The organism is Bacillus cereus group sp. BfR-BA-01310, assembly GCF_022664325.1.
In the GTDB taxonomy this organism is placed as follows: Bacteria; Bacillota; Bacilli; order Bacillales; family Bacillaceae_G; genus Bacillus_A; species Bacillus_A paramycoides.
This window is the reverse complement of sequence record NZ_JAKUHD010000020.1, coordinates 17,931-30,438: the sequence shown is the minus strand read 5'-3', so window position 1 is coordinate 30,438 and position 12,508 is coordinate 17,931. Positions and strand designations below refer to the sequence as shown.

Sequence of the window (12,508 nt, the reverse complement as noted above, 5' to 3'; positions counted from 1 at the left end):
TATCCAATTATATTTACGATTCTTATTCCATTAAATGTCCCGATTGTTGAATAACATGACTGGCGTTTTTTAAACAACTTTATTATCTCTGTATAGCATTTTGAAAAAAACCACGCTAAGCAAAAAATACAATAAGCTGCCCATATGGACAGCTTATTTACATAATTCTCGTTAGCGGAAGTTAAAACAATAATTCTTTTTTGTTTGTATAGTGAAGAACAGTTATATATTTAGTTTTTCAATCCATGAAGAAGAAGGAATTTGTTCTTTTAAAGCTGAAGATAACCATAGTTTTTGCTCTTTATCCATAAACGGTAAGTATGACTTAAAGTCTTCTTCGTCCTTTATTCGTCCTTCTTTTGCTTTAAATAATAATTGCCATTCTGGTGCTATAAATTTTCTACCTAAAATATCTTCTCGAACAAATTGGTTACAGCTCATCCATATACTTGGGTTTTTGCGAAACAAAATCTTATCCTCGTTTCGATCGGTTAACAGAATCTCAATAAAATCTTGCCCTTTATGCAAGTGTAATCCATATCTTGGAAGGGTCAAATCATTTATAGTTAAACATGGTTCCAATCTTCCTTCCCCAGGAATGGCAACGTAAATATCCCAATCATTGAAATAGTTAAGAACTTCTTGAGCATGTTCTCTAAAAATACAAATATCTATGTCTTCATGTTCTCTTGTAATTTTCCCTATTCCTAAATCAATGGACCATCCACCAGCAATAAACCAAGGATATTTAAAACTACTCATTGTTTGAACAATGAAATCTAACTGAACGGATTGAATAGTTTTCATTAAAATTCCTCTCCCTATGTAAGACATTTTATTAGCTCTATCATACCAAAATATTATGAATACTATATTCGTGTCAGGTTAACATAACGCATCATTATCCGTAGTTTAATTTATGTTGTTTACCTGTTTTTTGATTTCATTTTTACCAATTTGATAACCTGAAATTGCCCCTAGTATCAATAAAAAAAAAACATTCCATTCAAATTTACCTGTAACAAAATTAAATACTAAACTACATACAAATGCCCCAATAATAAATAAAAATAATTGATTAAATTTCATCATTAACGCTCCCTTTTAGTTAACAAATCAAGAACATAAGTATATTCTCGATAAAAGTAAGGAAACCCTTTTATATAACGTGTTTTTACCAAGCTAACATAAAAGCACTTGTCAGTAGTCACTTTGTCTAGAAAAAACCCCTTCAATTTATTTGCTGAAGGGGTTTCATATTTACATAATTTTCGAAAGCGGAAGTGAAAAGGTTTTAGTTTCTTACTCAATTAAAGCACTCCGTTAGTTTAATTAGAACAGAGACGCTTATTCAACAAACGCGCTCGATTATTGAATATTAAAGAATTCCAAAATAGTTACTCTATTATTTACTAAAGTCCCCGTTAGTACAAATAAAAAGGTTCACTTGTAACCAAATGTTACTATTATGACCCAAAATTACTAGAACTCATAAATAACAACCTAAAGAATTAATTACAGTATAATACATTTATTAAGCAAAAAAATCACATCTTTTTATCATTATTTTATTATCAATTACTTTTTCAAAATAACCAAACTTGATTCGTACGATCCTTACGTTATTTGAATTACGATTTAGATTTAGATCTCGACATGATTCCTCTTTTAGTAATAACATAATTCTCTGGTAAGCAATTTATGCCTGGATGATTTTCGCAACGTGAAAAAAGCTCTTTTAAATCTCGTTGAAAATCACTACGTGGACGCTTTGGTTCTGCAATTCCCCATTTATCCATGCACTCTAGAATCAAAGATTGAGTCTCCGGGTATATCCTTGCAGTTTCAAGAAGACAGCCGACCGCCACTGAGCGGGTAGGTTCTTCGTATCTTTTCTTCAGTTTACCAACACAGCTTGTAGTCATATGCCAAAGCCATACGTGGTAAGTTAGATTACTATCAGGGATAGGTGTATCAAAGAATCCCCTGCGAATGCATGCCCATAAAGCTAGTATACTATTATTAGTGAGAGTAGAAGATTCGTGGTTATTAACATTGATGACAAGTGAACTTATATGATTGGATATATTAATGCCTCTTTCAGCCAATCTCCACCATATACTGCAAATGAACTCTTTTGTCGGTATATCCTTTCTATAATAATCCGATAACACCAGCTCTACTACTTCCGGTGGCAACGAAACGTTTAAGGAAATTAATTCATCCAACATCACAGCTGCCCGGTACTGAACATATCGTTCAGAATCTAATGTATCTCGTTCCTTTTTGTCAATATACAATAATCGTGTGATTTGCGTAACGTATGGTTGCAGATCAGCGTCCCTACGCAGACTTTCATAAGCCACTTCTAATAAATCAGCAATTAATTCAGGGTTGTTCATTTGAGTGTAAACACCCTTATCATGCTTGTCATGACATAAGCTCTCGATATAGTTAACTATCCAATTTGCAGCTTTTGACGTTTCACCAGATGACAGTATAAAATCAGCAAGGCTAGTCTTCATACTTTGGCGTTGAATAGATTCCCCAGAAACAAATTGTTGCAGCTCATCCAAAATAATATCATCTTTTAACATATCGAATACAGATCCCCCTTCACTGACCAGTAAAATTAGTTTTTTCAGATACTAAACTTATCGCTAGTCTCTCCATCCCTACACATTTTACCTTATTTTAGTAATTATTGATGGAACAACTAAATAGTAACACTTATTGGAACAGTCCTGCTAAACAACCCCATGAGGGATAGCACATCACCCAATGTTTAATTAAGACACTCCCCTGCTAAAACGTCAGTTCTTTTTCGCCAACAATCTGAAAAGATACCATTTTTCTTTCAAACTTTGGTTGATGAGGTTTTTGATGTTTTTTCACATTAAATGTATGTGGATTTAGCCGAAGACTAGTTTGACAAACAGAGACAGCAATCAATTATTCGACATTCATTCCGAAGATTACAAAGTCTTGGATACACAGTTACGTCGCAAGAACCTGAAGCTTCCTAATCTAGTCAACTATAATAATTGATCAATGAATTAGACGCTTTCTTTTTAAAAAAATTGAATGAGCTGCGTCTATTTTAGTTTTGCCTTTTTCCTTTAATTACAGAAGTTTATTTTCATGTTAGTTTAGATACATTACTTCACAAACCTAATTAGATTTCAGCATGAATATCCAATTATTTCTTATTGGGTGCTATTTCATAAAATGGCCCGATTGTTGAACACAAGTTAAACAACACTATTCAACTGAACTGCCCGTTGTTAGTTGAAAAAGAAATAATTCATACCCTATACATTTGAGGTTAACATAACGCAACATTATCGGTAGCAAGGAAAAAGGGGGAACCCCACTCTCACAAGGTGTTGGTTTGAATTAAAGTTTGATCAAAGTATTGCTGCAAATATTGATTTTATAAATAGAAGAAACCCACACGCTTTGAAAAAGTTTGATCAAAATGTGTGGGTTTTAATTTTGGACTCCTTAAGTTTTTATAAAAAAGATTGATCATTTTATGTGGCCTACTTAAATAAATACAGTTGTCAGTTCAACTATATTCCTTCATGATTAGCATATAAAATTCATTTTTCAAAAGAAATATTTTGTTTAATATCCTAACTATTACAATATATTAATAATTTTTTCTGTGTCTGTTGATAAATATAAAAACACTACCTAGCACACTTAATGAAAGCATAAAATATAACAATATATTAGGTAGAAGTTCTGCAGAAATAATATCTACCAAATGAAAAGTAATAAGTCCAATAATACCTAAATATAAGACGTTGAACAACACATTATTTGTTTTATATTGAATTTCTTTCCCTCTTTCATCTCTCCCTTCATCACTTGATTGAAAACTAATTACATACATCTGACTGATGAATATTAAAACAATAAATAAAGATTTTAACCACAACATATGTATCACTCCTCCTGATAATCGAACACGTCGGTTAATGACTTTTCAAATATATTTGCAATTTTAAAAGCAAGAATTAGAGATGGATTATATTTATTTTTTTCAAGAGTAGCGATAGTTTGACGACTAACACCCACCCTTTTTGCCAGTTCTTCTTGAGTCCAACCTTTTTCTGCTCGACAAACTACAATTTTATTATGTAACAACAGCAACACCTCTTGAGATGATTGTAATTTATTTCTTACAATTCGTAAAGTATTTTTGACAAATTGTTTTTTATAATTAAAAATACACATAAAAAATCCCCCTTTATACAAAGAGGTAAAGCGGTGCAACTTTTTTAAAAACAGTAGAACTTTCTTCTAAACGGTATGACTTTATTTCAAAACTACATATTCATTCAAAACACGATAAAACAAGGAATAAATAACCAACTAATAAATATATTTTTTCTGAAAATTTATGCTATAATTAATCTGTACAAAGGTTGGTATCCTTTTACTTCTAATATTGTATTGATTTATATGTAGTACCCTACTACTTAAATATGGATCTACAAACAAAAAGAACTAGTATGATACTAGTCCTTTTTGTTTATTTAGAATAAATAAAATTCAAAAAACACATAAATATTCATGTTACCATATATTATGACACTTAATTTTGTTTATACCATACAACAAAATTAAACTAATCCCTTATCTATTATAGATAAGGGATTAGTTTGTATAAATAATTTTTACTTAACAATTTTAATCCTGCCCAAAGATTAAAAACCATATTAAAAGTTTACATAACCCCACTTATCTGTATTCAATGTATCTAGAAAAAACCCCTTCAGTTTACTTGCTGAAGGGATTTCGTATTTACATAATTATCGTTATTGGAAGTTATTTATGTCAATTCCCATTCATAAATGCAACATTGTCTTTCACCACGTTCATACAAATCATGGTTTGGAGGTAAGTCTATAATTTCTCTTAACTGTGCATCAATCTTCTCACATGTTTTTCGAGATGGGATATTGTCAGGATTACAAGTGATGAGTAATTTTTTCATATCATGTGCAAGTGCAACTTCACGAATCAAAAGACAGGCTTTCGAAGCAAAATTATATCCTCTAAATTTCTTTTCTACCTTGTACCCGATGTGACCTCCGTAAAAGGTATTTTCGTTATTTCCAACTCGTAACACAACTTTCCCCATACTATTGGTCCTATTTGATGGTGTTACTATGCCAAAAATGTATGCAGGAACATAACCTTTTGTATCATCAGCCTGACTATGTTCCATAAGGATTAACTGAATTTCCCCATCTGTTAGATTATCAAATGTTTTGAACGAAAACATGAACATCCCCCTTTTTCTTTTTCTATAACCCTATCCATTTTTTATACATTCCTATTCTGGCATGGGTTTTAAGGTTCTCATTTGTTACTGGATTAGCCGAAAAACTGTATAAAATCTTGCATGTTCTTAGCGTGGTTTTTTTCCAAAATGTGGCGGTACCCCATCGCTATCAAGCTAAGATTTTATTATACCCCCAGAACGAAATTTTTAGGCTTTCTTGTAACGAAAAAGCTTATTTATCGTTTTTTGGGTGACCTATTTTCCTAGGTTGATGACAATGGTCACTCCCCAAAATACTCGGAGTAAATGAAAATTCCATTTGAACAAACTTGAAAATTACAAAAAAAAAGAGTTTAATAAAGATAAGTTTAAATAAACTATCAATTAACTTTTTAGTTGATTAATACATTGGAAAAGAAGGAATAATAATGATGTTTTTTATGCTAATTATTAATGTAGGTTTCATATTTTTTATTCATTATATAACGAAATGGGTATTTAAGTATGGAGTAAACCATCCAAGTTCAAACAAGCGCTATTTAAACCTTTTACAATTCGTTAAATTTGCTCCATTAATTGCATTACTTGTATTATTCGTACTGGTTTCAACAACTCTGCATACAAAAGCAGGTATTCGGCTATCTCATGCCTGGTATGCTGCACAATTTTGGGCTTATTATACGTTCTTGCTTTGCAGTTATATGATAACTAAGAAAAAAATTTTTCTGTTTTCGATGATTATATCTTTATTAATAGCCATTTATAACACTCCATTTTTTCACTTTGAAAACCTATTTATAGGACATTATGTAGTTGTTGCTGATATTTTCGGAACTTTAATGTTTATAAATTTATGGATAGCAATATCAAAAATTTTAGTGAAAATGAAAAATAAGTAATTATTTTTGGTTCCTGTAATGGACTTAACAGAAATGTCATATACCTATCAATCTGAGATTTTGAAGTATCCCCTAAAATGAAAAAATACGCTATTCTTTCTGTAGACTCATAAGAAAGGATGGCGTTTTTGTATGTCTATTTCTGTATCTGATGAATTACAACTACTTGCTCAAGAGATTCAAAGCTTTTTATCTCCAAATACCTTACTGTTGGTTTAGAATAAAGTTTAATCAAAAACACTTTGTAAACCCACATTTTACAACAAATAAAAAGAATCTATTTTGAAAAAAGTTTGATCAAAATAGATTCCACATTTGAAATAAATTATTTAATTTTCATAAAAAAGTTTGATCATTTTCTCAATCAGCATTTACTAACCTCTGTCACCTTAAATCTGTTTTTCATGCTATAAAATTGTAAACAAAGGGAGAACACCATAGAAAGAACTGCAAAATAAACCAGTGTAATAGCTCCCATCTCTAAAGACAATACAACCCCACCTAAGGTAGCACCTATTGCACTCCCTAAATAATTGACAGAACTGTTTAATGCCACCGCTGAACTTCCATTATTCGGCTGGTATGATAGTAAAATATGCTGTTGTGGTGCCTGACATGCCCACCCCCTTGCTCCCCAGACAAAGAACGGTAGATACTTTAATATTGGTAAGTTAATCATTAGTGGTATACATATAATAGATAGTGTTAAAGTTATTAAAATTATTGTAACCAAAGTTTTTGTTTTTTTAAAATAGTCGATCAGATAACCAATCATCACACTGCCAAACAAACCTCCAAATCCCCATGCCCAAAGATACATCGTTAAATTACTAGAAACTGCAATTTCTTCTAATAGTGGTGATAGGTATGTGTATAGGCCTAAGCTAGCAATGCTAGCAAAAAATGTTATAAATACAGTAATGGCTACCCTTTTATCTAGAAACATCTTTAATCGTTCGTTTAGTGCAGGAGGAGGTGCAGTTGGAAAATTCGGGAGAAATCTAAGCATACCTAAAACAGCAATTACACCAATGATAACTAATAGCCAAATTGTTGATTTCCAATCAAACAAGTCGGATATATATAAACCTAAAGGGACACCCAAAACTGTTCCTATACTCATTCCACCTATAGTCAGCCCTAGAGCCCTCCCTTTCTTTTCACTTGAAACAAGCTGTGCAGAAGCTGCTACAGCTAATGGTGAGAATAAACCAGCTCCTACTCCAGCAATTGCTCTAGATAATAGGAGAATAGAAAATGTTGGAGCAAGAGCTGTAATACCATTAGCAATAGTAAAGACTAGCATTGAACATAATAATACTTTTTTGATTGGTTTTCCGGCAAGTAGAGAAGAAAATAAGGGTGCTGATATAGCATAAAACAAAGTAAATATGCTAACGGCTTGTCCTACTTGTGACACATCTTTATGATATGTCTCACTAATCCCTGGAATAAGCCCTGCAATTATATAAGCATCAAAACCCAAGGCAAACATACCCAATGATAGTAATAAAACTTTTTTCATAAATTAATCCTCCCTAACTAGGTGATGAACATTCTGTCGATTAATTCAATGTTCAGTTATCGGTTTTTCTTTTGTTCATTCCAGTAGAAAAACAAACCACATTAAACGATAACCTATAACATTATGTTATAATCAAAACATCTTCCATATCTAATAGGTTACCAAAAAACAATGAATATGGAAGAATGATTATTTTATAAGGGTATAACAAATTGTTATACGGTTTGGAGGAATATAATGAATATTGAGTGGTTGCACAGCTTTGCTGAAGCAGCTAAACAAAAAAGCTTTTCTAAGGCTGCAAAAGCAAATAATCTTTCCCAACCAGCATTGAGCAAACATATTCGGAATTTGGAAAATAATCTTGATATTGAGTTATTTCACAGAACATCAACTGGTATTGAATTGACGGAAGCTGGTGAACGTTTCTATAATCGAATTACGCCTGTTATCTCTGAATTAACCGCAATTCGTCAAGAATTAAAACAATTTTGCCGTACTAATCCTATAGCTATAGGCAGTCTTCCTAGTTTAGCCACTTACTATTTACCCTCTAGGATTAAGGGACTTCGGCTATTGGGTAGACCCTTGACATTAATGATTCAAAATACTTCTAGCGAACTGCTACAGTCTTTACAGGAAGGAAGACTTGATGCGATCTTTGTTGAGGCTTTAAATACTGGAGAATCGTTGTGGAGTTGCGAGTTGTTTACGGAGCCTTACTATGCGGTGTTTCCTTTAGATCATCGATTTAAATCGAAAAAAACGCTTGAGCTTGCCGAACTGTGCGAAGAACCACTTATTGCTCATCAGGCTCCTTGTGATACAAGGAAGCATATTATTGAACAAATGTCATCGCTCGGTTACAAGCCTAACATAATAAGCGAGGTAGCCTTTGGTGATTTTATCTTTGGAGCCGTAACTGCTGGAATGGGGATAACCATAGTACCAGAGTTAATGGCTAAAAATATCGGTCATCTCGAACTTTTTGCTTTACCAATTGATAATTTCGGAAGAAAAAGAACTGTTTCATTGGTTACTCGGAATAATAAACTTGGATCAAAATTATATCAATTTTTATCTGGAATTGATTAATCTTTTCATAAGAAATTTATAAGTTATTATTTGTTCAATCATTCAAGCCAATAATTGTTAAAAACAAAAAGATGTTCTTTTCCTTTTCATTATAAAAACACCCCTTTAGATAAACAGATCCAAAGGGGCAAAACATCGCGTCTTTTTTTTAAACACCGTGACTTTATTTAAAAGCAACATTTGTTACTGTAAAAACTAACTAGCCCCTCGGAAGAGAGGCTAGTTGACGTAAAATTCGTTATTGGAAGCTAATTTTTAATATTGCAGCAATCTCTCTCTCATTTTCGGATAGCAAATAATTAATATTAGTAAATCTCTGTTTCATTAAACAATTTACTTTATATATTCCAATAGTCACTATTTATATCACTGTTATATTTATATTCAATCTTTTCTTTTCCACACTTTTCACACTTATAAAAACTAGCTGTACCCATCTGTCCTGTTTTAAAATTCTCACTATCTTGAGTTTTAATAAAGTTATATTTATGAATACATTTAGGTTCTTTTACTGTATTTATCCATTTTCTTAACATAAAGTAATCACTCTCCTTTAAAGAATATTCCTCGTGGATTTCTGCATTTATAAAATCCTACGAAATAATTTCAATCAATGACTACGTTATGCCTTAGCGTACAAAATCCGCGAAATGTTGGCGCTCCCCCTTCTATGCTTAATTTGCATACTTTGCCCATTTCTTCTCTACAAAAAGGGCAACCACAAAGATAACGGGAATAAACAGCAATTTGAGTAGGGAAATGTGTGCCATACCTACTTTTTGGATATAAACATCAAGGAAAATTGCTATCAGTACCAGAGTAAACATCCATTCCTTCAGGAATGTTCTTCTTATAAAACCCTTTTTCATACATACACCTCCCTTTTCTTAATTGTATCATTTAGATAATCCGCTTATAAGAAAAAATTTCCTGTATACCTTTATCCTTAAGATACAAGCTCTTTCTCAAGAGTATCAAACTCGGTGATTAGGGTAGAGTGGTATCCCTATTTTCGTTCGTTGTGTTCGTTTGTTTTGTTGGATTATCGTCGGATCCCTCAATCTATAAACCGATATAAACAATAGTCAGAGCGATAGAGTGCCAAATCTTCCGAATCATCGCCTCACCCCTTATCTTTCCTTAACAACAAACAAGACGCCACCCAGATCACGGCAGTGCCTACGATAATCGCTATTGTTTTAATCATTAATAAATATATCTGGCCCCTTCTTCAAGGAATACGAGAAACCCGAAATAAATACAACACTAAATATAATAATAGAAGACCACATATTTAAATGATATTCTTTACCTGAAACTAAATTATATATGTTATGGACCAAGAAATTAGCACCTATAATAATTCCGCCTAACATCGAACTAATTAAAATGCTCATTAAATAAAACTTGAACTTCTGGAACATTTCCCTTCTACCCCTTTTCTAAAATAAACTTTATTTATGTTCTTAGAAAATTATACCATTTATTTTCCGTATATTATCAAACCTATGTTTTAATTAAGGCTATTTTAAGGAAGTATTATCTATTCAAATGTCCATTTTGTTCAAATTCACGTTTAATGTGTAATTTCTATATAACAAAGAAAAAAGCATCCGTTATGGATGCTTAATCGTATATTCGTTCAACTAACACGGTTAACTCAGGCTCTTCATGACCTGCAAATTGAATGTATTCAAATTGATAATCAGTTACTTTGTAATTTGCATTATTCAATTTCACTACACTCGAAACTTGAAGTGCTTCAATCAATCCGGCAATATCTTTATTGACCGTAGTAAATAATTTATCTCCAAAATCATTTTTAAAATAAACATTCATATTTCCTCCTCCTCCCCAACTCTATTTATTCGACAGAAAAAAAGAAGACCCTACAAGTTCAACATATATTTCAGTACTTAGAAGGAAGATGGAAAGAAAATTCTTAAGTTGTTCGAGTGTTTTTTATATAAGAGTAGAGGTAGCACCACATCGCCATCAACCTAGCAGAACAGGTTGTCCCCAAAACGAAATTCCTATGTTTAATTACAGTATTTCCTATTATTCCCACGGAGACATCCCTTATTTTAAAAGGTTTCTTCGTACTTTCTATTACTCTCTTTAAAGGGAGAATAAAAAATCCTCCCAATTAAATTTGGCAGGATTAGTCGTTATATTATTTATACTCAAATAAGCTATTTTATTAAATAGTGTTACTTTCTTATGGAAAATAGGATTAGTTAATCATCGTCCATCCATCATCTTTGCTGTCATTAATAGTAATATTGTAGTATGGTAATGCTGCATTAGTAAACGAAATGATTTGACTTAGCAACAATCACTAATATTGCAGCAAATATTTTAATATATGCTTTCCATGTATATGCTACATTTTCGAGATACAGAGCGGTTACAACATACATAAAGACACTCAATACGGCAACTATAAACCCTTTACTTCATTTAACTTCGTAAAAATCCACCTTCTGAGTTCATAACTTGACCAGTAATCCATTTTGCATCGTCACTAGCAAGAAATGCCACTATGCACGCTGCATCTTCCGGCATACCAATACGCCCCATTAAAAATTTAGGCAAAAGATGATTTCTAATTTCATCTGTCATCCACGTTGAATCTGTTGGTCCTGGGTTTACCGCATTAATCGTAATTCCTAAAGGAGCAAGTTCCGCTGATAGAGACTTAGTAAAAGCTACAATTGCTCCTTTTGTTGCAGCATATGCTAATTCCCCAAGCATTGGCCCTAATTCTTGTCCGGATGTCATATTAATAATTCTTCCTTCATCTATATTCGAGTTCTCAAAACGGCGAGCAAATTCCGCACAAAGAAGAAAAGTTGCTCTCATATTAACTGCATAATGGTTATCAAGTATTTGAGCATCTAACTTTGCATATCCATCTCTGTTTGAGTATGCTGCGTTATTAACTAAAATTGAAAGAGTACCAAACTGCTTTGTAACAATATCCATTATTTCAAATGCAGCATTTGCATCTGAGAGATCAATTTCTAGGTTTTCACAGCGGACTCCTAACTCTAAAATCTCTTTTTGAAATTTCTCTGGCCAACTAGCCTCAGACTGCCAATGTGTAAAGAAAATATCTATACCTTGAGAAGCAAATTTGCGACATATAGCAGCGCCGATACCTCTTGGACTACTTACTCCTGTTATAAGAGCAACTTTATTTTGTAAATGTGTCATTTCATATTCCCCCTAATAAATAAGCACACGATGATATGTGTAATTAGAGATGTATTATTCTCATCACAAATATAAGCCGATACATAAAGGTATCCGCCTAGTAAATAGAATGATAACACCATGCATTCCTTGAATGATTATTCTTTCAAGGAATAGACATACTCCACCCGTATATGTATACATCTCTACCATTATTATACTTTTCTTGTTGGTAATAATCAATATATCCAATTATTAACATGAATTATTACTAGTAACTATTAGAGGTTCGACTACATTGCTAGCAAGCTAAAGAAATTAATTACTCCAAAACAAAAAAATGTACTATTCTTTCTATAGAATCATAGGAAAGGATGGCGTTTTTGTATGTCTATTTCTGTATCAGATGAATTGCAATTATTTGCCCAAGAAATCCATTCTTTTTAGCTTGATAGCGATATGGTGGTACCCCTATTAGGAAAGGGATGTTGCACTTAT

At 32.3% G+C, this 12,508-nt stretch carries 14 protein-coding genes; 2 read left to right on the top strand and 12 right to left on the bottom strand.

Features of this window, described 5'->3' with window-relative positions:
- Positions 1–222: 222 nt before the first annotated feature.
- The 6 genes from MR109_RS24405 to MR109_RS24380 all read right to left on the bottom strand — a co-directional run bounded on the left by MR109_RS24405 (position 223) and on the right by MR109_RS24380 (position 5,296).
- Positions 223–807 carry a nucleotidyltransferase domain-containing protein gene (locus tag MR109_RS24405; protein ID WP_242274155.1) on the bottom strand — a complete coding sequence of 195 codons (585 nt, stop codon included), beginning with the start codon at positions 805–807 and terminating at the stop codon, positions 223–225.
- 105 nt (positions 808–912) lie between these two features.
- Positions 913–1,089 carry a D-alanyl-D-alanine carboxypeptidase gene (locus tag MR109_RS24400; RefSeq protein ID WP_242274153.1) on the bottom strand — a complete coding sequence of 59 codons (177 nt, stop codon included), beginning with the start codon at positions 1,087–1,089 and terminating at the stop codon, positions 913–915.
- Positions 1,090–1,631: 542 nt separating this feature from the next.
- Entirely contained in the window at positions 1,632–2,597 is a 966-nt protein-coding gene (locus tag MR109_RS24395; protein WP_242274151.1) for a hypothetical protein, read from the bottom strand.
- Between the two features lie 1,055 nt (positions 2,598–3,652).
- On the bottom strand, positions 3,653–3,946 hold the full coding sequence (locus MR109_RS24390) for a hypothetical protein (RefSeq protein WP_098308644.1): 294 nt from the start codon (positions 3,944–3,946) through the stop codon (positions 3,653–3,655).
- Positions 3,947–3,951: 5 nt separating this feature from the next.
- Complete coding sequence (locus tag MR109_RS24385; RefSeq protein ID WP_025151352.1) at positions 3,952–4,152, bottom strand: helix-turn-helix transcriptional regulator; 201 nt, start codon at positions 4,150–4,152, stop codon at positions 3,952–3,954.
- 688 nt (positions 4,153–4,840) lie between these two features.
- The gene (locus tag MR109_RS24380; protein ID WP_242274149.1) at positions 4,841–5,296 is read right to left on the bottom strand and encodes a GNAT family N-acetyltransferase; all 456 of its coding nucleotides are present in this window, start codon (positions 5,294–5,296) and stop codon (positions 4,841–4,843) included.
- A gap of 428 nt (positions 5,297–5,724) precedes the next feature.
- Here MR109_RS24380 and MR109_RS24375 point away from each other — a divergent pair, with 428 nt between their 5' ends.
- Positions 5,725–6,195, top strand: a complete 471-nt coding sequence (locus MR109_RS24375) for a hypothetical protein (RefSeq protein WP_242274147.1) — start codon at positions 5,725–5,727, stop codon at positions 6,193–6,195.
- 364 nt (positions 6,196–6,559) lie between these two features.
- Here MR109_RS24375 and MR109_RS24370 read toward each other — a convergent pair whose 3' ends face one another.
- The gene (locus MR109_RS24370) at positions 6,560–7,720 is read right to left on the bottom strand and encodes an MFS transporter (protein WP_242274145.1); all 1,161 of its coding nucleotides are present in this window, start codon (positions 7,718–7,720) and stop codon (positions 6,560–6,562) included.
- 237 nt (positions 7,721–7,957) lie between these two features.
- Here MR109_RS24370 and MR109_RS24365 point away from each other — a divergent pair, with 237 nt between their 5' ends.
- Positions 7,958–8,815, top strand: coding sequence for a LysR family transcriptional regulator (locus MR109_RS24365; RefSeq protein ID WP_242274144.1), 858 nt, complete (start codon positions 7,958–7,960; stop codon positions 8,813–8,815).
- Positions 8,816–9,153: 338 nt separating this feature from the next.
- Here MR109_RS24365 and MR109_RS24360 read toward each other — a convergent pair whose 3' ends face one another.
- From MR109_RS24360 to MR109_RS24340, 5 genes are all read right to left on the bottom strand, one after another.
- Entirely contained in the window at positions 9,154–9,351 is a 198-nt protein-coding gene (locus MR109_RS24360; protein WP_242274142.1) for a hypothetical protein, read from the bottom strand.
- A 138-nt stretch (positions 9,352–9,489) separates the two neighbouring features.
- The gene (locus tag MR109_RS24355; protein WP_242274141.1) at positions 9,490–9,684 is read right to left on the bottom strand and encodes a hypothetical protein; all 195 of its coding nucleotides are present in this window, start codon (positions 9,682–9,684) and stop codon (positions 9,490–9,492) included.
- 330 nt (positions 9,685–10,014) lie between these two features.
- Positions 10,015–10,239, bottom strand: a complete 225-nt coding sequence (locus MR109_RS24350; RefSeq protein ID WP_242274139.1) for a hypothetical protein — start codon at positions 10,237–10,239, stop codon at positions 10,015–10,017.
- Between the two features lie 202 nt (positions 10,240–10,441).
- Positions 10,442–10,654 (bottom strand): hypothetical protein, encoded by a 213-nt coding sequence (locus MR109_RS24345; RefSeq protein ID WP_242274138.1) that lies wholly within the window; start codon positions 10,652–10,654, stop codon positions 10,442–10,444.
- A 621-nt stretch (positions 10,655–11,275) separates the two neighbouring features.
- A complete protein-coding gene (locus MR109_RS24340) occupies positions 11,276–12,031 on the bottom strand; it encodes an SDR family oxidoreductase (protein WP_242274135.1) in 756 nt (251 codons plus the stop codon).
- Between the last annotated feature and the right edge of the window lie 477 nt (positions 12,032–12,508).

Excerpts from the sequence above, each read along its gene's own strand:
- MR109_RS24375 (WP_242274147.1), top strand. The coding sequence starts at position 5,725 with ATGATGTTTTTTATGCTAATTATTAATGTAGGTTTCATATTTTTTATT.
- MR109_RS24390 (WP_098308644.1), bottom strand. The coding sequence starts at position 3,946 with ATGTTGTGGTTAAAATCTTTATTTATTGTTTTAATATTCATCAGTCAG.
- MR109_RS24360 (WP_242274142.1), bottom strand. The coding sequence starts at position 9,351 with ATGTTAAGAAAATGGATAAATACAGTAAAAGAACCTAAATGTATTCAT.
- MR109_RS24365 (WP_242274144.1), top strand. The coding sequence starts at position 7,958 with ATGAATATTGAGTGGTTGCACAGCTTTGCTGAAGCAGCTAAACAAAAA.
- MR109_RS24350 (WP_242274139.1), bottom strand. The coding sequence starts at position 10,239 with ATGTTCCAGAAGTTCAAGTTTTATTTAATGAGCATTTTAATTAGTTCG.
- MR109_RS24370 (WP_242274145.1), bottom strand. The coding sequence starts at position 7,720 with ATGAAAAAAGTTTTATTACTATCATTGGGTATGTTTGCCTTGGGTTTT.
- MR109_RS24340 (WP_242274135.1), bottom strand. The coding sequence starts at position 12,031 with ATGACACATTTACAAAATAAAGTTGCTCTTATAACAGGAGTAAGTAGT.
- MR109_RS24405 (WP_242274155.1), bottom strand. The coding sequence starts at position 807 with ATGAAAACTATTCAATCCGTTCAGTTAGATTTCATTGTTCAAACAATG.
- MR109_RS24345 (WP_242274138.1), bottom strand. The coding sequence starts at position 10,654 with ATGAATGTTTATTTTAAAAATGATTTTGGAGATAAATTATTTACTACG.
- MR109_RS24395 (WP_242274151.1), bottom strand. The coding sequence starts at position 2,597 with ATGTTAAAAGATGATATTATTTTGGATGAGCTGCAACAATTTGTTTCT.
- MR109_RS24355 (WP_242274141.1), bottom strand. The coding sequence starts at position 9,684 with ATGAAAAAGGGTTTTATAAGAAGAACATTCCTGAAGGAATGGATGTTT.
- MR109_RS24380 (WP_242274149.1), bottom strand. The coding sequence starts at position 5,296 with ATGTTTTCGTTCAAAACATTTGATAATCTAACAGATGGGGAAATTCAG.
- MR109_RS24400 (WP_242274153.1), bottom strand. The coding sequence starts at position 1,089 with ATGAAATTTAATCAATTATTTTTATTTATTATTGGGGCATTTGTATGT.